The organism is Kineococcus rugosus (assembly GCF_050871975.1).
Classification (GTDB): Bacteria; Actinomycetota; Actinomycetes; order Actinomycetales; family Kineococcaceae; genus Kineococcus.
In genome coordinates this window covers 25,484-45,507 of record NZ_JBJLSJ010000015.1, presented here as the reverse complement: position 1 = coordinate 45,507, position 20,024 = coordinate 25,484, and the positions used below count along the sequence as shown (strand labels likewise).

The window sequence follows — 20,024 nt, the reverse complement described above, 5'->3', positions numbered from 1 at the left end:
CCCCGCGGCAGGGTGGTGGACGAGCCGGTCGACGCCGTGGCGATCGTGGCCGGGCGCCGGACGCGTAACGCAGACGTTTCGGAGATGTTTCCGTCACTTCGCATCGACCGAGTCGATGCACGTCGTGAAAACCCGTGTTGGACAGCGACTTTCGCCGTCAACACACTGAGGCCACCTCCTGCTCCACCCGCTGGCACCCCGCCTCGTGGAAGGACCTCGGCCACCGATGAGCGCACCAGGATCCGCCCCGCCCACCCCCACCGCCACGCCTGCGGCGTACAGCCCGCGCCTGTACAACGCCGACCTGGCCCCCCGCGGCCGCTCGGCGCCCTGGCGGACGTGGGACCTGTTCTGCTGGTGGATGTCCGCCTGGCACAGCCTGGGCAGCTACACCTTCGCGATCGGCCTGCTCGTCCTCGGCCTCACCGGCTGGCAGGTCGTCGTCGCGGTCTTCGGCGGGCTGCTCGTCCTGCTGTGGGGGTGCAACCTCATGGGCGTCGCCGGCCAGCGCGTCGGCGTCCCGTTCCCCGTGTTCGCCCGGCTCAGCTTCGGGGTGTTCGGCGCCAACGTGCCCGCCCTGCTGCGCGCGGTCGTCGCCGTCGCCTGGTACGGCATCCAGACCTACCTGGCCAGCCTGGCCGTCGTGACGCTGGCCCTGAAGCTGTTCCCCTCCGCCGCCGGGCTGGCCGGCACGGACCTCCTGGGGATGTCGGGCCTGGGGTGGATCTGCTTCCTGGCGCTGTGGGCCGTGCAGCTCGCCGTCCTGACCCGCGGCATGGAGGCCGTCCGGAAGCTGTCCGACGTCGCCGGGCCGGTGCTGTGGATCGCCATCGCCGCGCTCGCGCTGTGGGTCCTGGGCCGCGCCGGCTGGAGCGTCGACTGGAACCACCGCGAGGGCCCCGCCCTCGACGGGCCGCACACCGTCGCCGCGATCGTCTCCGGCGCGTTCCTCACCGTGGCGTTCCTGTCCGGGCCGATGCTGAACTTCGCCGACTTCTCCCGCAACTCCCCCGACGCCCGCTCCATCCGCCGCGGCAACGCCCTGGGGCTGCTGGTGAACGGCACGGCGTTCGCGCTCGTCTCCGTCGTCATCGCGCTGGCCTCCGCCGAGGTGCACGGCGCCGCGGTGACCGACCCCGTCGAGCTCGTGCAGGACATCGACAGCGTCACCCTGCTGCTCGTCGCGACCGTCGCCATCGCCGGGTCCGCCGTCGGGATCAACATCATCCTCAACTTCGTCTCCCCCGCCTACGACTTCGCCAACCTGGCCCCCTCCCGCATCAGCTTCCGCACCGGCGGGGTCATCACCGCCGTCGTCTCCCTCGTCGTCATGCCGTGGCAGCTGTACTCCAGCCCCGTCGCCGTGAACTACTTCATCGGCGGGGTCGGCGCCCTCATCGGGCCGCTGTTCGGGATCATGATCGTCGACTACCACCTGGTGCGCCGCGGCCGGGTCGACGTCGACGCGCTCTACTCCGCCGACCCGGCCGGCCGCTACCACTACCGCCGCGGGACCAACCCGAACGCGGTCGCCGCCCTCGCCGGGTCCGGGGTCATCACCCTGCTCGTCGCGTTCCTGCCCGCGCTCGGGCCGGTGTCGGCCTACTCCTGGCTCGTCGGCTGCCTCGGCGGCGGCGCCCTGTACCTGCTGATCGAGAAGGTCCGCCCCGCCGGCGCCCCGCTGCCGGACTGATCCCCGCCCCACCCCCCGAAGGAGACACCGTGACCGTCGTCCGCGCCGCGCTCACCCAGCTCAGCTGGCCGGGTTCGAAGACCGAGATGCTCGACAAGCACGAGGTGATGGCCCGCAAGGCCGCCGCCGAGGGCGCCCAGGTCCTGTGCTTCCAGGAACTGTTCTACGGCCCCTACTTCGGCATCACCCAGGACCCGAAGTACTACCGCTACGCCGAAGCGGCCGACGGCCCGATCGTGCAGCGCTTCAGCGCCCTGGCCAGGGAGCTCGGCGTCGTCACGGTGCTGCCGATCTACGAGGAGCAGCAGCCCGGCGTCTACTACAACACCGCGGTCGTCGTCGACGCGGACGGGACCGTGCTGGGGTCCTACCGCAAGAACCACATCCCCCACGTCGACCGGTTCTGGGAGAAGTTCTACTTCCGGCCCGGCAACCTCGGCTGGCCCGTCTTCGACACCGCCGTGGGCCGGGTCGGGGTCACCATCTGCTACGACCGGCACTTCCCCGAGGGCTGGCGCGCCCTGGGCCTGGGCGGGGCCGAGATCGTGTTCAACCCCAACGCCTCCAAGCCCGGGCTGTCGAACCGGCTGTGGGAGCTGGAGCAGCCCACCGCGGCCGCCGCGAACGGCTACTTCGTCTGCGTCCCGAACCGGGTGGGGCGCGAGGACAGCGAGTACGGCGACCTCGCCGTCGACTTCTACGGCACCAGCTTCGTCGTCGACCCCCGCGGCAACTACGTGGGCGAGCGGGCGGGCTCCACCTCCGAGGAGCTCCTCGTCCGCGACCTCGACCTGTCGCTGGTCCGCGAGGCCCGCGACGAGTGGCAGTTCTACCGCGACCGCCGGCCCGACGCCTACGGCAGCCTGGTGGCCCCCTGATGACCCGCACCCTCGTCACCGGCGGGACGCTCGTCTCGGCCACCGGCGCCACCCCCACCGACGTCCTGGTGGACGGGGAGACCGTCGCGGCGCTGCTGGTCCCGGGCACCGGCGCGGAGTTCGCCGTCGAGCAGCGCATCGACGCGACCGGCTGCTACGTCCTGCCCGGCGGTGTCGACGTCCACACCCACATGGAGATGCCGTTCGGCGGCACGCAGGCGTCCGACACCTTCGAGAGCGGCACCCGGGCCGCCGCGTTCGGCGGGACGACGACCATCGTGGACTTCGCGGTGCAGCGCACCGGGGAGGACGTCGAGGAGTCGCTGGCCCGCTGGCACGCCAAGGCCGAGGGGAACTGCGCCGTCGACTACGGGTTCCACATGATCCTCGGCGGCGTCGACGAGACGTCGCTGAAGGCCATGGACACCCTCGTCGCCCACGAGGGGATCAGCAGCTTCAAGCTGTTCATGGCCTACCCGGGGGTGTTCCACTCCGACGACGGCCAGATCCTGCGGGCCATGCAGCGGGCCACCGGCAACGGCGCGACGATCATGATGCACGCCGAGAACGGCACCGCCATCGACGTCCTCGTGCAGCAGGCGCTGGCCGCGGGGAACACCGACCCGGTCTGGCACGGCCTGACCCGCCCGGCCGCGCTGGAGGGCGAGGCCACGAACCGCGCCATCGCCCTGGCCGAGGTCGCCGGCGGCACCCCGCTGTACGTCGTGCACGTCTCGGCGTCCCAGGCGCTGGAACGCATCGCGCACGCCCGCAGCCAGGGCCGCAACGTGTTCGCCGAGACGTGCCCGCAGTACCTCTACCTGACCCTGGAGGACCACCTCGGCGCCCCCGGGTTCGAGGGGGCCAAGTACGCCTGCTCCACCCCGCTGCGCTCCAAGCGCGAACCGCACGCCGCTGACCTGTGGAAGGGGCTGCGCACCGACGACCTGGCCGTCGTCTCCACCGACCACTGCCCGTTCTGCTTCAACGACCAGAAGCAGCTCGGCGTCGGGGACTTCTCGAAGATCCCCAACGGCCTCGGGCTCGTCGAGCACCGGATGGACCTCGTCCACCAGGGCGTCGTCGACGGGAACCTGTCGCTGCAGCGCTGGGTGGAGACCTGCGCCACCACCCCGGCGCGGATGTTCGGGATGTACCCGCGCAAGGGGGTCGTCGCCCCCGGTTCCGACGCCGACCTCGTCGTGTACGACCCGCACGGCACCACCACGATCAGCGCCGCCACCCACCACATGAACCTGGACCACTCCGCGTTCGAGGGGGCCCGGCTCACCGGGCAGGTCCGCACGGTCCTGTCCCGCGGCCGCACCGTCGTCGACCGCGGGCAGTACCTCGGGACCAAGGGTCACGGCCGGTACGTCCGCCGCGGCCTGTCCCAGTACCTGCGCTGACCCCGTCACCCCCGAAGGAGCACCCCGTGGACCTCGGCGTCGTCCTGCAGAACACCGCGCCCGCCTCGCGCGTCGTCGAACTCGCCCGCCAGGCCGAGACGTTCGGCTTCACGCACGCCTGGACGTTCGACTCCCACCTGCTGTGGGAGGAGCCCTACGTCGTCTACTCCGCGATCCTGCAGGCCACCCGGAACATCGTCGTCGGCCCCATGGTCACCAACCCGCTCACCCGGGACTGGACCGTGACCGCCTCCAGCTACGCGACCCTCAACGAGATGTACGGACCCCGCACGATCTGCGGCATCGGCCGCGGCGACTCCGCCGTCCGCACCCTCGCGGGCCGGCCCAGCACCCTGGCGACGCTGCGCTCGGCGGTCCACGTCATCCGCGAGCTGTCCAACGGGCGGGCCGTGGAGCACAACGGGCAGACCATCCGGTTCCCGTGGGCGCGGGCGACCAACGAGGACAACCGGACCCAGGTGTGGGTGGCCGCCTACGGGCCGAAGGCGCTGCAGCTCGCCGGTGAGGTCGCCGACGGGTTCATCCTGCAGCTGGCCGACCCCGACATCGCGGCCTGGACCATCAAGTTCGTCAAGGAGGCCGCCGAGCGGGCCGGCCGGGACCCCGACTCGGTGAAGATCTGCGTCGCGGCTCCCGCGTACGTCACCGACGGCAGCGCCGCCGGGCTGGAGCACGCCCGCGCGCAGTGCCGCTGGTTCGGCGGGATGGTCGGCAACCACGTCGCCGACATCGTCGGCCGCTACGGCGCGGACGGCGCCGTGCCCGCCGCCCTCACCGAGTACATCGCGGGCCGGCAGGGCTACGACTACAACGAGCACGGCCGGGCCGGGAACTCCCACGCCGACTTCGTGCCCGACGAGATCGTCGACCGGTTCTGCCTGCTGGGCGGCCCCGCCGACCACCTCGACCGCCTGCGCGAGCTGGAGGACCTCGGCGTCGACCAGTTCGCGCTGTACCTCCAGCACGACGCGAAGGAGACCACCCTGCGCGCCTACGCCGACCACGTGATGCCGCACCTGAACCGCGGCCCGGCGGCCGTGGTCCCCGGGAGCACCGGGGACGCCGGGCGCACCGCCTGAACCGGGCGCCTCAGCGCACGACGGCCAGGGTGAACCCGTCCCAGCCCTTCGCCCCGACCGTCTGCAGCGCCGTCACCTCCAGCCGCGGGTCCTCCCCCAGCGCGGTGAGGAACTCCCGGGTCCCGGTGATGGCCGGTTCGGTGTCCTCCTCGTGCGCCACCCGCCCGGCGCGCACCACGTTGTCCCCGACGATGAGGCTGCCCGGGCGGGTGAGCCGCAGCGCCCACTCCAGGTAGTTCGGGTTGTTCGGCTTGTCCGCGTCGATGAACACCAGGTCGAACGGCCCGCCGCCCTCGTCCGCCAACTGCGGCAGCGTGTCCAGCGCCGCCCCGACGCGCACGTCCACGACGTCGCCGAACCCGGCCCGCCCGATGTTCCGGCGCGCGACCTCGGCGTGCTCCGGCGCCTGCTCCAGCGTCACGACCCGCCCGCCGGCGGGCAGCGCCCGGGCCAGGTGGATCGTGCTGTACCCGCCGAGGGTGCCGATCTCCAGGACCCGGCGGGCCCCGCTGATCCGCACCAGCAGCGACAGCAGCTGCCCCTGCAGCGGGGACACGTCGATGCCGGGCAGCCCGGCGGCCTGGTTCTCGTCCAGGACGAGTTCCAGCGTCTCGTCCTCGGGCAGCAGCGTCTGGGCGAGGTACTCGTCGACCTCCGCCCAGTCCGCGGTCGGGTCACGGTCCGTCGAGGGGGTGCGCATGGTCGCACTCTGCCAGCAGGCTCACCGCCGGTGGAAGGCCGCGAGGACCGCCGCGAGGTCGGCGTCCGGCACCCCGTGCCACACCCGCGGCAGCACCACCTGCTCCCCCCGCGGCAGCGCGGTCACCACGTCCCGCGTCCCCGGCGGCCACCGGCCGCCCGTCGCCGTCGCCGTCGCCGTCGCCCGCACCACGAGCGCCGGCACCCCGACGCGGGCCGCGACCGCGCGCGTCAGGGCGCACGTCAGCGCGCAGTCGTACACCAGCGTCTGGGCGCTCGCGGCGAAACCCGCCGCCCCGGCCGCGACGAGCGCCTCCGGGACCCCGGCCGCGCGCTGGAAGGTGCGGACGACCTCGGCCCGCCGGCCCGCCTCCAGCAGCGCCGTCAGCGTCCGCGCGAACCCGCCGCCGAGCCGGGCGCCCGCCCCGGGGGGCGGCTCGAACAACGACACCGACCGCACGGGGAGCCCCGCGGCGGCGGCGTGCAGCGCGAGCAGCGCCCCCGTGGAGGCCCCGTGCACGGCCGCACCGCTCCCCCGCGCGCCGACCACCTCCAGCAGCCGGCGCAGGTCCCCCACCTCGTGCCCGACGGTGTAGGCGCGCACGGGCCCGGTGCCGTCGGTGCTCTGCCCGCGGCCGCGCCGGTCGTAGGTGACGACGGTGAACCACGGCGCGAGGTGCTCGGCGAGCGGGCGCATCGGGCCGGTGCGGCGCTCGCTGAGCGCGCCGTCCACGAGCACCAGGACGGGCCCCGCACCGCGCCGGTCGAAGGCGATGCGGGTGCCGTCCGGTGCGACCACGTACTCGGTCCTCACGGTGCCCACGCCGGGCTGACCCCCGGCGCGGGCGCGACTCATCGCCCGGTGGCCGCCGGGGGCCCGGCGCGCAACCCGGCCAGGGCCGCGGCGAGGTGGAACTCGCGCTCGTCGGCGCCGCCGCCGGCGACGCGGACGGCGTGCTCGACGCCGCAGACGAGGTGGCGCAGGCGGGCCGGGGTCAGGTCGGGCCGGGCGGCTCCCGCCGCGACCGCGCGCGCCACGACGGTCTCGACGGCGGCGAGCAGCTCGTCCTTGATCGCGGTGACGGCCGGGCTGGTGTCGCGGTCGGCGAGCAGGACGGCCTGCAGGCCGTCGCCGGCCAGTTGCAGCGCGAGCCCGTCGCGCACCAGCAGGTCGAGCCCGCGCAGCGGGTCGGGTTCGGCGCAGGCCCGCCGGGCGAGGTCGGAGTAGCGGGCGAGGTCGGCCTCGGCGAGCGCTTCGACGAGGGCGTGGACGGTGGGGAAGTGCCGGTAGGCGGTCGCGACCCCGACGCCGGCCCGGTGGGCGACGTCGTTGAGCCGCAGGTCGTCGGCGGGCAGGTCGCGGGCGGCGTCGAGGATGCGGGCGCGGCTGCGGGCGGCGTCCGGGCGCGGGGTCACGGGGCCAGGCTACCAAGGAACGGATACTCCATCCGCTCGCGTGCTAGCGTCAGAACGGATACTCCATCCGCCACCGACGGGAGCCGACCGTGACCTGGGACCCCACCACCCTGCCCACCGCCCGCGGGCGCACGTACGCCGTCACCGGCGCCACCGCCGGCATCGGGTACTTCGCCGCCGAGCAGCTCGCCACCACCGGCGCCCACGTCGTGCTCGCCGCGCGGTCGCGGGCCCGGCTGGACCGCGCCGCCGCCTCCATCCGGCGCGAGGTCCCCGGCGCCACCGTCTCCACGGTGGTCCTCGACCTCGCCTCGCTGGCCTCGGTCCGCCGCGCCGGCCGGGAACTGGCCGGGCTCGACCGCCTCGACGGCGTCCTGCTGAACGGCGGCTCCATGAGCACCGCCCGGCAGACCACCACCGCGGACGGGCACCCCGAGCTGCTCGGCACCCACGTCATCGCCAACGTCGCCCTCACCGTGGCGCTGCTGCCCGCCCTGACTCGCGACGGCGGGCGCGTCGCGCACACCACCACGGGTTTCGTCCGCCGCTGGAAACCCGTCGTCACCGACGTCACGACCCCGCACCGCGGGTTCTTCCGCAACTACACCTGGGCCAAGACCGTGACCGAGCTCTACGCCCACGAGCTGGACCGCCGGCTGCGGGCCGCGGGGTCCCCGGTCGCCTCGATCCTCACGTTCCCCGGGGTCGGCGTCGACGCCCGGACCCCCGCGCGCGACGGCGTCTTCGACCCCCGCACCCAGGGCCGGCGGAACCCGTTCACCCCCTGGGCCCAGGGCAAGGACACCGCCGCCTGGGCCGGGGTCCGCGCCCTGCTCGACCCCGGACTGCGCGGCGGGGAGCTCCTCGGGCCCCGCGACGGCCGCCGCGGGCTGCCCGTGACGAACGAGCCCAACGCGCACACCGCCCGGCCCGGACCGGCTCGGATCGCCCGGCTCTGGGACCAGCTGCACGAGCTGAGCGGCGCCCCGGCGGCGGCTCCCCTCCAGCCCGCTGCGCGGGCGGACCGCCGCCGGGAGGCGGGGCGTCAGGACGCGGTCGCGACCCCGCCCACCACCTCGTCCACCACGTCGTCCGCCACCTCGTCCACCACGACGCCCGGCACGTCGGCGAGGTCCCGGTAGACCGGCAGGCCGCGCCGCTCGGCGAGGACCACGTCCTGGTCGGCCCCGCGCGAGTCGCCGGGCAGGCGCAGGACGGCGTCGCACCGCTCGATGAGGCGCTCGGCCGTGGGGTAGAGCACCTGCTCGGCGAGCGGGTCGCCGACCGAGGTCACCCCGGCCGAGGCCAGGACGGGCAGGGCGACCCACTCCCCGATGACGGGCAGGTGGCCCGCGCGGAAGAGCGGCCAGGCGGCCTCGCCGAGGCGGTCGAGGTTGCGCTGGAGCAGGACGGGGTCGTCGCCGGTCCCGGAGCGGTAGGGGCCGGCGATCAGGATCATCATCGGTGTCGTCATGCGAGTAGAATAGGCACGAACAGGTAAGAACGTGCAAGAACATTCAGGAAGGACGGACCGCGGGTGCTGACCGTCGAACGCCACGCGCTGATCCTCGACCGCCTCGACCGCGACAAGCGCGTCCTGGCCAAGGACCTCGCCCACGAGCTCGGGACGTCCGAGGACACGATCCGCCGGGACCTGCGGGAACTGGCCGCGCAGGACCGGCTCGTGCGGGTCTACGGCGGCGCCGTCCCCGTGGCCGCCGCCGCCTCGGACTACCGCACCCGCACCGACCTCGAACCCGGCAGCAAGGCCCGCGTCGCGGCCCGCGCCCTCGCCCTGGTCGAACCGGGCAGCACGGTGATCCTCGACGGCGGCACCACGACGCTCGCCCTCGCCTCCTCCCTGCCGGACACGTTGCCCTGCACCGTCATCACCCACAGCCCGACGATCGCCGTCGCCCTCGTGGCGAAACCGCTCGTCGACGTGCACCTCATCGGCGGGCGCCTGTTCCGGCACTCCGTCGTGACCTGCGGGGCGGCGGCGGTGGAGGCCGCCGCGGGCCTGTCCGCCGACGTCTTCCTCGCCGGCGTCACCGGCGTCCACCCCCACGAGGGCCTGACCACCGGCGACGCCGACGAGGCCGCCATGAAGCGCGCGCTGTCCGCGCGCGCCGGCGAGACGTACGTGCTCGCCAGCCGGGAGAAGGTCGGGGCCGTCTCCCGGTTCCGCGTCTTCACCCCCGGGCAGGTCACCGGGGTCGTCAGCGACGTCCCGGCCGACAGCACGATCGTGCAGGAACTGGCAGCAGCGGGGATGCGGCTCCTGCCGTCCTGACCCGACCGTCGGACCCGCCCGCCAGACTGTCCCGGTGACCGTCCTGGGCGACCTCCGTGCCCTGCCCGCCGTCCCCGAGCTCGGGCTGGTGGTCGTCCCCGGCGGCCTGGGCCTGGCCATCCCCGGCCGGAGCTGGCCCGTGCCCACCGCCGAGCCGGCGACCGTCCTCGCCGCGCTGGAGGCGGAGTTCGCACCGCGGTGGACGTGGTGGTCGGCGGCCTCCGCGGTGGGCCGGGCCGGGCCCGTCCACCTGGCCCGCTGCCACGACCTGGCCGCCGTCCACCGGCTGCTGGAGGGCGGGGCGCGCGAGGACCCCGGCGCGGTGTGGGCCGCCGCCCACGGGCGGACCCCTCCCCCGCCGCCGTCGCACCGCCCCGCCGCCTCGCACGGGACGGGCCTGCTCGACCTCGACGGCGCGGCGGACGACGACGCCCCCCTCACCGACGCCGGGGACCTCCGCCCGACGTGGGCCGACGGGCGCGCCCTCGACGTCGACCCGCCCGGGCGGCTCGACCGGGCCGCCCGCTGGGCCGAGCTGGCCCTGACGGTCGCCGCGGCCCAGACCAGCCGGCTGGCCGCGCTCCCGGACCACCGCGTCACCCCCAGCGGCCCGGCCCTGCCCGTGCAGACGGGGTTCGCCGAGTCCGCGGCCGCGCTGCTCGCGGTCGAGCTGTCCCGCACCGGGTTGCCGCTGGACCGCCCGACCGCCGAGCGGATCGTCGGCGCGGCCGTGGGACCGCGCCCGGCGACCCCCGCCGAGGAGGCCCGGTACCGGGCCGTGCGGGACGCCCCCGTGCACCGGCACCTCGGGACGATCGACCTGCGCAACCCCGCGCAGGTGCTGGCCGCGCTGCGCGGGCTGGGTTTCGACGTCCCGGACACCCGCGCGTGGCGCCTGGAGGGGCTGCGCGAGGCGCACCCGGGCGTCGCCGCGCTCCTGACCTGGCGCAAGGCCGAACGGCTCGCGACGACGTACGGGTACCGCTGGCTCGACGAGCACGTCGGGCCCGACGGCCGGCTGCGGGGGGCGTGGGCGGCGGCCGACGCCGCCGCGGGCCGGATGACCGCGCAGGCCGGGCTGCACAACCTGCCCGCCGAGCTGCGGCCCGCGGTCGCCGCCGAGCCCGGCGCGGTCCTGGTCCGGGCCGACCTCGGGCAGGTCGAGCCCCGGGTCCTGGCCGCGGTCTCCGGCGACCCCGGGCTGGTCGCGGCCACCCGCGACGACGACCTCTACGCCCCCGTCGCCGCGGCCCTGGGCGCCGATCGGCCGACCGCGAAGATCGCCGTCCTCGCCGCGATGTACGGGCAGACGTCCGGCGCGGCCGGGGAGGCGCTGCGCCGCATGGAACGCGCCTACCCGCGGGCGCTGGCGTACCTGCGGGCGGCCGAGGAGGCCGGGCGCGAGGGACGCGACGTGCACACGTACGGCGGCCGGCGGGTCCGGATCTCCGACCTCGGCCCCGCCGAGCCCGGCGCCCCGACGGCCGCGCGCGGCCGGTTCGCGCGCAACGCCGTCGTCCAGGGCGCCGCGGCGGAGCTGTTCAAGGCGTGGGCCGCGACGGTCCGCGCCGGGCTGGCCGGGACCGCCGGGCGGATCGTGCTGTGCCTGCACGACGAGCTGCTGCTGCACGTCCCCGAGGCCGACGCCGACCGCGCGGCCGGCCTCCTGGTGAGCGCGCTGGAGCAGACGGCGGGCCGGTGGGCCGCCGGGTCCGGGGTGCGGTTCGTCGCCGACGTCAGCGTCGTGCGGCGGTGGTCGGAGGCGAAGTGACGCCGGCGGTCAGGCCGCGGGGGCGGCCGCCAGCTTGACCAGGCTGCGCAGGCAGGTGTCGCGGACCTCGCGCCGGGTGGTCGACCCGCGGGTGACGAGGAGCTCGGCGGCCCACAGCGCCGACCAGACCACGTGCATCAGCCAGTCCGCCGGGAACGCGGGGTCGATGCTGCCGTCGCGCTGACCGCGCGCCACGACCGCCGTCAGGCGCGCGTCGTCCTCGGTGTCGAGGCCGTCGTCCTCGCTGTCGTCGACGTGCAGCCACCACGCGAGGACCTCGGAGGCGTCCAGGAGCTCCCCGACGATGCGGGTGTACGCCTCCAGGCCCGTGCCCTCGTCCGGGCGGGCCCGGTCCACCGCGGCGCCCTGCTCGGCGAGCACGAACTCGTCCAGGGCCGCGGTCAGCGCCTCGCGGTCGGGGAAGTAGCGGTGCAGGGTGCTGCGCGCCACCCCCGCGGCGTCGGCCACCTCACCCAGGGAGGCGCTCGGGCGGGCCCTCAGCGTGGTGATGGCGGACAGCAGGATCGCCCGCCGCGTCCGCTGGCGCGCGCGGTTCCCCGGAGTCTTCTCAGCCACCCGGACAGGGTACGAGCGTCCGATCGTGGGAACAAGTTGACCGAAATGGGACATTCATGTCCTACTCAGGGGATGTCCACTCCTCCCCCTCCCCGTCCCACCGGCACCCGGTGGCCGCTGCTGTGGCGCTACGCGCGCGGCCGCCTGCCCCGGCTCGTCCTCGCGCTGGCGCTCGGCCTGGCCGTCTCCGCCTCCGGCCTGGTGAGCCCGTTGGCGACCAAGGGGATCATCGACAACCTCGGTGCCGGCCGGTCCCTGGCCGGTCCCGTCGCGCTGCTCGTCGCGCTGCTCGTGGTGGGTGCCGTGGTGAGCTGGTGGCAGTGGTCCCTCCTCGGCGAGCTCGCCGAGGACGTCGTCCTCGACGCCCGCGAGGGCATGCTCCGCCGGTTCCTGGGGGCGCGCGTGGTCCCGCTGCTGCAGCGCCCCACCGGCGAGATGGTCACCCGGGTCACCTCCGACTCCGTGCTGCTGCGCGAGGCCGCCTCCAGCAGCATCATCGGCCTGCTCAACGGGGCCGTCATGCTCGTGGGCACCGTCGTCCTCATGGCCGTGCTCGACGTACCCCTGGTCCTGGTGACCGTGCTCGCGATCGGCATCGTGGTCGTCCTGTTCGCCACCCTCATGCCCGCCATCGGCCGCGCCCAGGAACGCTCGCAGGCCGCTCTGGGCTCCCTCGGCGGATCGCTGGAGGCCTCGCTGCGGGCCATCCGCACGGTCAAGGCCGCCGGCGCCGAGGACCGACAGCTCGACCTGCTGCTCACCGGCGCCGCCGAGTCCCGCGACCAGAGCGTGGTCGCCGTCCGCCGCGAAGCTCTCGTCTGGACCGTCTCCTGGGCCGGCGTCCAGGCCGCCATCGTCGTCGTCCTGGGTTTCGGAGCATGGCGCGTCGCCGACGGCCAGCTGACCGTCTCGACCCTCATCGCCTTCCTGCTGTACGCGTTCGGCCTCATCAACCCGGTCATGGAGCTGAGCCAGAACCTCACCACCCTGCAGTCCGGGCTGGCCGCCGCCGCCCGGATCGAGCAGGTGCAGGCCCTGGAACCCGAACCCACCGCCGGCACCGGCGCCGCGCCCGGCGCCGCGCCCGGTGAGGAGCCGGCGAGGACGGCCGCCGAGGACGCCGTCCTGGAGTTCCGCGGCGTCACCGCTCGGTACGCACCGGGGGTTGCACCCGCCGTGCGCGACCTCGACCTGACCATCGCGCGCCGCGGCCACACCGCCGTCGTCGGACCCTCCGGCGCGGGCAAGACCACGGTGTTCTCGCTCCTGCTGCGCTTCCTGGAACCCGAGAGCGGGTCGCTGCTGCTCGACGGCCGGCCCTACGCCGAACTCACCCCGCGCCAGGTGCGCCGCCACCTCGCCTACGTCGAGCAGGAGACCCCCGTCCTGCCCGGGACGATCCGCGACAACCTCCTGTTCGCCAACCCCGACGCGACCCCCGCCGACGTCGAGGAGGTCCTGCGGCAGATCCGGCTCGACACCTTCGTCGCCTCGCTGCCCGCCGGGCTGGACACCCCGCTGAGCGAGGCGTCGGTCTCCGGCGGCCAGCGTCAGCGGATCGCCCTGGCCCGGGCGCTCCTCGCGCAGCCGCAGGTCCTCCTGCTCGACGAGGCCACCGCGCAGGTCGACGGCCTGACCGAGCAGGCGATCCACGAGACCGTCCGCCGGTACGCCGAGCACCGGGCCGTCGTGACCATCGCCCACCGCCTGTCCACCGTCCTGGACGCCGACACCATCGTCGTCATGGACGGCGCCGCCGTCGTGGCGCGCGGGACGCACGCGCACCTGCTGTCGACGAGCCCGCTGTACCGCAGCCTGGTCGAGGCGCTGCGGATCCCCGAGCCGGCCGGGAAAGCCTGAGAGCGTGCCCGCCGGTCAGCACGACCGGCGGGCACGCTCCCGGGGAACCGCGGGGAGACGTCAGGGCGTCTCGAACACCTCGCTGCGGAAGTTCTGCTCGGGCAGCTCGGCGCGCACCTCGAACACGTAGGTCTCGGTGAACTCGCGGCCGAAGGAGTCGGTCGCGGTCACGTCGGCGCGGTGCACGCCCTCGGACAGGTCGCTGGGGAGGCGGAACTGCCAGATGTGGGTGGCGCGGTCGGCGACGTTGTTGCCCGGCTGCGCCGGGCCGGGGCCGTAGTCGCTGCCGGCGTACAGCTCGAAGCCCTGGGAACCCTCGTCCCCGGAGGTCGACTCGAAACCGAACCGGGCGACCTGCAGCTGACGGGTCGCGGCGGCCGGGTCGGCGTACTGGGCGCCGGTCTTGGCGGCCTCGCCGGCGGCCTGCTGGGTGCGGGTCGCGGCCTGCGCCTGCCCGCCGTCGATCGACACCGACACCTCGGTGTCGGTCGAGCCGTACCAGACGTTCGCCGACAGCCAGGTGTCGGCGGCGACGTCGGCGGTGGTCACCAGGCCCGGGTCGCCGAGGTCGTTGACGTTGAGCGGGGGCGCCTGCTCCCAGCCCTCGCGGGTCGCGGCCCACTCGGTGATCGTCGTGTACCAGTCGCGCCAGCGCGGGGAGTTCAGCGAGACGGCCATCTGCTTGTCGTCGGGTTCGCCGATGGCGCGGAAGCTGTCGACGTACTCCGAACCCTCCACGTCGAGCACCAGGTACCCCGGGCGGGCGCCGTCGCGCTGCAGCGCCATCGGGCGGCCGTCGACGTCGAGGTCGCCGGAGTACCAGTCACCGCTGGGCGCGCCCGCGACGACGTGCGGGAACGGCAGTTCGTCGACGCCGACGGCGGTCTTCCATCCGGCGTAGCTGTCGCCGGTGTTCATGCGCTCGGTGGAGTGCGTGTGGCCGGACACCGACAGCGCGGGACGGCCCTCGAGCAGCGCGTAGACCTTCTTCACCTCCGCGGTCTGGTGCTTGGTGGAGGTCTGGTCGGCGAAGGAGACCAGCGGGATGTGCGAGGCCAGCACGACGAGCTTGTCCTTCGGGACGCGGGCCAGGTCGTTCTCCAGCCACGTCACCTGGTCGTCGCCGAGGGTCCCGGAGTAGCTGGGGGCGTTCACCGGGTCGGCGCAGTGCGGGCGCGTCCCGTCGGTGTCGTCCTCCGGCGTGCACGGGTACTTCACGTTGTTCAGCACGACGTAGTGGACGTCGGCGACGTCGTAGCTGTAGGTGGTGGGGCCCAGTTCCCGCTTGAACGTGTCGAACGAGTGGGCGGCGTCGGTCGCGTCGAGGTCGAGGTCGTGGTTGCCGGGCACGAAGCGCAGCGGCAGCCCCGACGCCCCCAGGACCTCCTTGATGCGCGGGTACAGGCCGAGGTCGTCGCCGGCGACGTCGCCCAGCATGAGCGCGCCGCACTCGGCGACGTCCTTCTCCTGCAGCAGGTCCTCGAGCAGGCCGTCGCGGGCGAAACCCAGTTCGCGGCCGTTGTAGGTCTGGACGTCGGCCAGCACGGCGCAGCGCGTCGCGTCGTCCTGCGCCGCGTCGTCACCCTCGGCGATGGGGAAGTTGACGGCCGTCGGCAGCGGCCCGGTGGGCTCGAGGCCGCCGAACCGCAGCTCGGGGGAACCGGCGGGCAGGTGGTGGTAGGAGAACTGCGCGACGCCGTCGGCGTCGACGGGGACCTGCCAGCCCGACGGCTGGGTGACGAAGGCGGTCATGCCCTCGAACACGGGCAGTTCGTAGTCGCCGTCGGCGTCGGTGACGACGACGTCGCGGCCGTTGGAGACCGAGACGCCCTCGACACCGCGGTCGCCGGCGCTGCGGCCGTCGCGGTCGGCGTCGTCGAACACCTTGCCGCGCAGCGTCTGCTCCCCGGCGGACCGGGTGGTGGCCGCGACGTCGCGGACGACCTCGACGGAACCGACGTAGGCCGCGGCCGGCGCCTCGTCCTGCTCGGCGGTCGTGGCCGAGGTGGAGGCCTGCGACAGGAACGTGGCGCCGAGCAGGACGCTCGCGCCGAGGCCGAGGTTCCGGCGGACACGAGTGCTGGGTTCTCGCACGGGAGTGCACCTCTCGTTCGGTGGGGGTGCGCCCAGCCTGTGCCCCTTCTGTGAACTCGCGGTGTCAGCGGCCGGAAGATCAGCAGAACGTCACCGAGCGTGACCTCCCACCCGCCGACCGTCCGCCGACCGCGCGCCTACTGCCCGCCGAAGGCCGTGACCTGCTCGGCGGAGAACTCCCCGAACGACCACGGCTGCCCCGTCGCCTCCAGCACCGACCACCACAGGTCCCCGTGCGGGTCGACCTGGTTGCGGGCCGAGACCGCCAGCCCGATCGGGATGTGCACGAACCGCCGGCGCCAGCGGCCCACGACCATGTTCGTCCGGCCCGCCATCGCCGCGTGCACGGCCGCGTGCGCCAGCCGGATGCAGTACACCGCGTCGTACGGGTTCGCCGGGACGCTGCGGATCACGTAGCTGGGGTCGATGTACCGCATGTTCAGCTCGAGGTCGTGCTGGGCGAAGTCGTCCGCGATCGCCTGCCGCAGCAGGATCCCCACGTCCTGGAGCTTCTTGTTGCCCGAGGCGTCCTGCAGCCCGTTGTCGACGAACAGCTCCTGCCCGGCCCCCTCGGCGGCCACCACCAGCGCGTGGCCCTGCGTCGCGACCTTCTCCCGCAGGCGCTCCAGGAACCCGCCGGGGCCGCCCAGGGTGAACGGCACCTCGGGGATGAGCACGAAGTCGGCGTCGTTCTGCGCCAGCGCGGCGTAGCAGGCGATGAAGCCGGAGTGCCGGCCCATGAGCTTGACGACGCTGACGCCGTTGGGCGCGGTGCGCGCCTCCACCTTCGCCGAGCGGATCGAGCGCGAGGCCTCGCTGAACGCCGACTGGAAGCCGAAGCTCTGGTCGATGAACGGGATGTCGTTGTCGATCGTCTTGGGGATGCCGACGACGGCGATCTTCAGGTCGCGCGCCTTGATCTCGGCGGCGATCTTCTGCGCCCCGCGCATCGTGCCGTCGCCGCCGATGACGAACAGGACGCCGAGGCCCATCCGCTCCAGGCAGTCGACGACCTCGGTGGCGTCCTGCTGCCCGCGGGAGGTGCCCAGGATGGTGCCGCCCTCGCCGTCGATGCCGCTGACCGACTCGGGCGTGAGGTCGACGACGTCGTGGCCGTAGCGGGGGATGAACCCCTGGTACCCGTTCTTGAAGCCGTAGATCCGGCGCACCCCGTAGTGGGTGGTCAGCTCCGAGACCAGCCCGCGGATCACGTTGTTGATCCCCGGGCACAGCCCGCCGCAGGTGACGATCCCCACGCGCGTCTTGGACGGGTCGAAGAAGATCTTCTTGCGCGGGCCGGTCGGCTCCAGGCTCGGCAGCTCCTCCAGCTCCCCGTTCGTCCCCGCCGCCCGCCGGGTGACCTTGGACAGGGTGTCGTCGAACAGGACGCGGTCGGTCTCGTCGATGTAGTGGTGCGTGGTGCGCCGGGCCTGCAGCCGGGGGGCGAGCGGGGAGTCGACGGTGCACGGGCCCAGCGTCTCGACCGTGAAGTCGATCGGTTCGCGGCTCGTGGGACGGTCGGTCGGCTCGGCCATGAGCACGCGGTCCTTTCCTGACGGTGGAGGGCGAGCCCCCATCATCGGACAGCCCCGTGACGCGGATCACGCCGGGGGGTGGCCGGTGGGGGGCCGGTCAGCGACGGGGCTCGTCGCGCTCGGCCAGGCGCTGGAGCATCGCGTTGTACTCCCCCAGCTCCGCGTCGCCGTCGCGCGCGGCCTTGCGGTCGCGGCGGCGGTTCTCCCGGGTGTCCGAGCGGGACCACCCGATCGCGACGCCCAGGATGAGCACGATGGTGGGCACCTCCCCGATGCCCCAGGCGATGTCCCCGCCCCGCTGCTGGTCGGCCAGCAGGTCGGTGCCGGGGGCGACCTGGGAGAACCAGTCGGCGGCCAGCAGCTCGTTGCCCTGGATGAGCGCCACCCCGAAGAAGGCGTGGAAGGCCATCGTCGCCAGCAGCAGGATCAGCCGCAGCGGGTACGGGGGCCGGTGCCCGCCGGGGTCGACGCCGATGAGCGCGGACGCGAACAGGTACCCCGTGCCGAGGAAGTGGAACATCATCAGCTCGTGCCCCACGTGGGTGCGCAGCGCGAGCTCGAACAGCGGCGAGTAGTAGAAGACGATGAGCGACCCGGCGAACAGGACGGCCGCCACCAGCGGGTGACCCACGACGCCCAGGTACCGCGAGTGCACCACCGCCAGCAGCCACTCCCGCGCCCCGCGCGAGTGGTCGCGCCGGGCGGGCAGGGTCCGCAGCGCCAGCGTCACCGGCGCCCCGAGGACGAGCATCGGGGGCACCGCCATCGTCAGCAGCATGTGCTGGAGCATGTGCGTGCTGAAGCTGATCCGCCCGTAGGCCGCGGGCCCGCCGCTGGTCACGAACAGCAGCGCGAGGCAGCCCGCGACCCACCAGAGGGTCCGGCCCACGGGCCAGCCGTCGCCGCGCGAGCGCAGGCGGGCGACGCCGAGCAGGTAGCCGACGAGCAGCAGCGCGCCGATCAGCAGCCACAGCAGGTCGGGGCTGACCTGGGTGAACCAGCGCCCGACGGTGAGCGCCGGGGGCATCGGCTCCCCGAGGAGGTCCTCCGCGGCCGAGGAGGTGGGGTCGTCGTCGGGGACGGGCGTGGGGCTGCGGCTCAGCGCCACCCCCAGGCCCGTCGCGGCCCCCATGAGGACCAGCTCGCCGGCGGCGATCCGGGCGAAGGCCCACGGCCGGTGGGCCAGCAGCGGGATGGTCCGGCGCCGGTGCCAGACGCCGAAGGCGCCCAGCGCGACGAGCGCGACGACCTTCCCGACGACCAGCGCGCCGTACGCGGAGGTCAGGCCGGACCAGCCGCCGAGGCGCACCGAGGCGTTGACGACCCCCGACAGGGCCACGAGGGCGAAGCAGGCCAGGGCGACGGCGGAGTACCGGGTGGCCAGGGTGGTGAGGTCGACGGGGCGCTGCCCCTTGACCGGGCCCGGGGACCGTCCCGTCAGCGGCAGGACCAGCAGGACGGCCGCGAGGCCGCCGACCCAGACGGTGACCCCGACCAGGTGCAGGCCCAGGGAGCTGACGGCCGTCTCGTGCGAGGCCGACCCGGAGGCGTGCCCGGACAGGGACAGCGGCAGCAGGGCGGCGACCGCCACGGCCAGGCCCCACGCGGCGCCGGCGGGCCGGGTCGCGGCGGCGCCGACGGTCGCGGCGACGGCCGCCAGGACCGTGGTGACGAGCAGGGCGCGCCCGAGGTCGATGGACTGGGCGAACTGGGCGAACTGGGCGCCGAAGTCGGGGGCGCCGGGGGCGACGCCGATGACGTCCATGGCCGTCAGGACCAGGACGAGCAGCCCGGCGACGGCCCACACCCCGGCCGCGACGGCGGCCGCGCGGGTGGCGCGGGTCCAGGCCGGGCTGGGGTGCGGGAGCAGGGCCGCGGCCACCGCGAAGCCCCCCACGGCGAGGGCCGCGGCGAGGTCGTGGACGGTGCGGGCGACGGGCAGCCCGTAGCGGACGAGGGGCCCGGGGTCGCCGAGGACGGAGGGGTTCAGCCCGCCGGCGAGGGCGAGGGCGGTGAGCAGGACCGCGAGCGCGGCGAGGAGGACGGCCGAGGCGGTGAGGACCACGCCTGCCGGGCCGGGTGCGCTGCGGGCCGTGCGGGTAGGTGCGGCCACCGCTCCAGGGTAGGTCGCCGTCCGGGGCGCGAGGTCGGGCGGTGGCTCGGGCGGTGGCTCAGGCGGTGGCGCGGACGGGCCGGACGGGCCCGGCGGCGGTGGCCACGTCGAACCAGACGGTCTTGCCGAGGGTGCCGACCTCGACGCCGTGGGCGTCGGCGAGGGCTTCGACGAGGGCCATGCCGCGGCCGTTGAGGGCTTCGGGGTCGGCCTCGCGGCGCAGGGGCAGGCGGGTGTTCTCGTCGCCGACGCCGACGCGGACGCGGGAGCCGTGGCGGCCGACGCGCAGGACGACCTCGCTGCGGCCGTGCAGGACGGCGTTGGTGACGACCTCGGCGGTGAGCAGCAGGAGGGTGTCGACGACGTCGCCGATGACGCCCTCGGCGATGCACCAGTCGGCGACGAAGTGCCGGGCGGCGCGGGAGGACGTGGGCACAGGGGCCAGCGTCGTCTCCCCTGACCAACCGTTGAACGACACTGCGTTACTCTCCCGATACGTAGGGTTACCACCCACCGTAACGCAGCGTCCCTCGGACGGCGCACCCCACGCAGCGCCCGAGCGGGGACCGCGCGGACCCGTCGCCCGC

The 20,024-nt window shown here is 74.6% G+C and carries 17 protein-coding genes; 8 read left to right on the top strand and 9 right to left on the bottom strand.

From position 1 onward, the window contains the following. Nucleotides 1–226 precede the first annotated feature (226 nt). The 4 genes from ACRYM6_RS10565 to ACRYM6_RS10550 are packed head-to-tail and all read left to right on the top strand — an operon-like array spanning nucleotide 227 to nucleotide 5,080. Nucleotides 227–1,693, top strand: a complete 1,467-nt coding sequence (locus ACRYM6_RS10565; protein ID WP_432542827.1) for an NCS1 family nucleobase:cation symporter-1 — start codon at nucleotides 227–229, stop codon at nucleotides 1,691–1,693. Nucleotides 1,694–1,722: 29 nt separating this feature from the next. Continuing rightward, complete coding sequence (locus ACRYM6_RS10560) at nucleotides 1,723–2,571, top strand: nitrilase-related carbon-nitrogen hydrolase (RefSeq protein WP_432542826.1); 849 nt, start codon at nucleotides 1,723–1,725, stop codon at nucleotides 2,569–2,571. Further along, nucleotides 2,571–3,980: a dihydropyrimidinase gene (gene hydA / locus ACRYM6_RS10555; RefSeq protein WP_432542825.1), complete on the top strand. Its 1,410-nt coding sequence runs from the start codon at nucleotides 2,571–2,573 to the stop codon at nucleotides 3,978–3,980. Before ACRYM6_RS10560 ends, hydA begins: the two co-directional genes overlap by 1 nt. Nucleotides 3,981–4,006: 26 nt before the next feature. Next, nucleotides 4,007–5,080 carry a TIGR03842 family LLM class F420-dependent oxidoreductase gene (locus ACRYM6_RS10550; protein WP_432542824.1) on the top strand — a complete coding sequence of 358 codons (1,074 nt, stop codon included), beginning with the start codon at nucleotides 4,007–4,009 and terminating at the stop codon, nucleotides 5,078–5,080. A gap of 10 nt (nucleotides 5,081–5,090) precedes the next feature. Here the strand turns inward: ACRYM6_RS10550 and ACRYM6_RS10545 are convergent, their stop codons facing one another. Genes ACRYM6_RS10545 through ACRYM6_RS10535 form a run of 3 tightly spaced genes read right to left on the bottom strand, consistent with a single transcriptional unit; the run spans nucleotide 5,091 to nucleotide 7,195 of the window. Continuing rightward, nucleotides 5,091–5,780, bottom strand: a complete 690-nt coding sequence (locus ACRYM6_RS10545) for an O-methyltransferase (RefSeq protein WP_432542823.1) — start codon at nucleotides 5,778–5,780, stop codon at nucleotides 5,091–5,093. A 21-nt stretch (nucleotides 5,781–5,801) separates the two neighbouring features. Continuing rightward, nucleotides 5,802–6,578 (bottom strand): alpha/beta fold hydrolase, encoded by a 777-nt coding sequence (locus tag ACRYM6_RS10540; RefSeq protein ID WP_432542822.1) that lies wholly within the window; start codon nucleotides 6,576–6,578, stop codon nucleotides 5,802–5,804. Between the two features lie 53 nt (nucleotides 6,579–6,631). Next, nucleotides 6,632–7,195 (bottom strand): TetR/AcrR family transcriptional regulator, encoded by a 564-nt coding sequence (locus ACRYM6_RS10535; protein ID WP_432542821.1) that lies wholly within the window; start codon nucleotides 7,193–7,195, stop codon nucleotides 6,632–6,634. An 89-nt stretch (nucleotides 7,196–7,284) separates the two neighbouring features. Here ACRYM6_RS10535 and ACRYM6_RS10530 point away from each other — a divergent pair, with 89 nt between their 5' ends. Continuing rightward, nucleotides 7,285–8,337, top strand: a complete 1,053-nt coding sequence (locus ACRYM6_RS10530) for an SDR family NAD(P)-dependent oxidoreductase (RefSeq protein WP_432542820.1) — start codon at nucleotides 7,285–7,287, stop codon at nucleotides 8,335–8,337. Here ACRYM6_RS10530 and ACRYM6_RS10525 read toward each other — a convergent pair. Further along, nucleotides 8,241–8,669 (bottom strand): DUF4406 domain-containing protein, encoded by a 429-nt coding sequence (locus ACRYM6_RS10525; RefSeq protein ID WP_432542819.1) that lies wholly within the window; start codon nucleotides 8,667–8,669, stop codon nucleotides 8,241–8,243. The genes ACRYM6_RS10530 and ACRYM6_RS10525 overlap by 97 nt on opposite strands. Nucleotides 8,670–8,732: 63 nt before the next feature. Here ACRYM6_RS10525 and ACRYM6_RS10520 point away from each other — a divergent pair, with 63 nt between their 5' ends. Together ACRYM6_RS10520 and ACRYM6_RS10515 are read left to right on the top strand one after the other, a co-directional pair. Further along, nucleotides 8,733–9,488, top strand: a complete 756-nt coding sequence (locus ACRYM6_RS10520) for a DeoR/GlpR family DNA-binding transcription regulator (RefSeq protein WP_432542818.1) — start codon at nucleotides 8,733–8,735, stop codon at nucleotides 9,486–9,488. A 34-nt stretch (nucleotides 9,489–9,522) separates the two neighbouring features. Then, nucleotides 9,523–11,259 carry a DNA polymerase gene (locus tag ACRYM6_RS10515; RefSeq protein WP_432542817.1) on the top strand — a complete coding sequence of 579 codons (1,737 nt, stop codon included), beginning with the start codon at nucleotides 9,523–9,525 and terminating at the stop codon, nucleotides 11,257–11,259. Between the two features lie 9 nt (nucleotides 11,260–11,268). Here ACRYM6_RS10515 and ACRYM6_RS10510 read toward each other — a convergent pair whose 3' ends face one another. Then, nucleotides 11,269–11,835 carry a TetR/AcrR family transcriptional regulator gene (locus tag ACRYM6_RS10510; protein WP_432542816.1) on the bottom strand — a complete coding sequence of 189 codons (567 nt, stop codon included), beginning with the start codon at nucleotides 11,833–11,835 and terminating at the stop codon, nucleotides 11,269–11,271. A gap of 72 nt (nucleotides 11,836–11,907) precedes the next feature. Here ACRYM6_RS10510 and ACRYM6_RS10505 point away from each other — a divergent pair, with 72 nt between their 5' ends. Continuing rightward, the gene (locus tag ACRYM6_RS10505) at nucleotides 11,908–13,695 is read left to right on the top strand and encodes an ABC transporter ATP-binding protein (RefSeq protein WP_432542815.1); all 1,788 of its coding nucleotides are present in this window, start codon (nucleotides 11,908–11,910) and stop codon (nucleotides 13,693–13,695) included. Between the two features lie 60 nt (nucleotides 13,696–13,755). Here ACRYM6_RS10505 and ACRYM6_RS10500 read toward each other — a convergent pair whose 3' ends face one another. The 4 genes from ACRYM6_RS10500 to ACRYM6_RS10485 form a co-directional block, all read right to left on the bottom strand. After that, nucleotides 13,756–15,789: a calcineurin-like phosphoesterase C-terminal domain-containing protein gene (locus ACRYM6_RS10500; protein ID WP_432542814.1), complete on the bottom strand. Its 2,034-nt coding sequence runs from the start codon at nucleotides 15,787–15,789 to the stop codon at nucleotides 13,756–13,758. Nucleotides 15,790–15,926: 137 nt separating this feature from the next. Next, complete coding sequence (locus ACRYM6_RS10495) at nucleotides 15,927–17,324, bottom strand: ATP-dependent 6-phosphofructokinase (protein WP_432542813.1); 1,398 nt, start codon at nucleotides 17,322–17,324, stop codon at nucleotides 15,927–15,929. A 97-nt stretch (nucleotides 17,325–17,421) separates the two neighbouring features. Continuing rightward, the gene (locus tag ACRYM6_RS10490; RefSeq protein WP_432542812.1) at nucleotides 17,422–19,437 is read right to left on the bottom strand and encodes a cytochrome c oxidase assembly protein; all 2,016 of its coding nucleotides are present in this window, start codon (nucleotides 19,435–19,437) and stop codon (nucleotides 17,422–17,424) included. Between the two features lie 58 nt (nucleotides 19,438–19,495). After that, nucleotides 19,496–19,873, bottom strand: coding sequence for an ATP-binding protein (locus tag ACRYM6_RS10485; protein ID WP_432542811.1), 378 nt, complete (start codon nucleotides 19,871–19,873; stop codon nucleotides 19,496–19,498). Between the last annotated feature and the right edge of the window lie 151 nt (nucleotides 19,874–20,024).

What these genes read in the sequence shown, in the direction of transcription:
- ACRYM6_RS10565 (WP_432542827.1), top strand. Translation starts at nt 227, where the DNA reads ATGAGCGCACCAGGATCCGCCCCGCCCACCCCCACCGCCACGCCTGCG.
- hydA (WP_432542825.1), top strand. Translation starts at nt 2,571, where the DNA reads ATGACCCGCACCCTCGTCACCGGCGGGACGCTCGTCTCGGCCACCGGC.
- ACRYM6_RS10545 (WP_432542823.1), bottom strand. Translation starts at nt 5,780, where the DNA reads ATGCGCACCCCCTCGACGGACCGTGACCCGACCGCGGACTGGGCGGAG.
- ACRYM6_RS10525 (WP_432542819.1), bottom strand. Translation starts at nt 8,669, where the DNA reads ATGACGACACCGATGATGATCCTGATCGCCGGCCCCTACCGCTCCGGG.
- ACRYM6_RS10505 (WP_432542815.1), top strand. Translation starts at nt 11,908, where the DNA reads ATGTCCACTCCTCCCCCTCCCCGTCCCACCGGCACCCGGTGGCCGCTG.
- ACRYM6_RS10495 (WP_432542813.1), bottom strand. Translation starts at nt 17,324, where the DNA reads ATGGCCGAGCCGACCGACCGTCCCACGAGCCGCGAACCGATCGACTTC.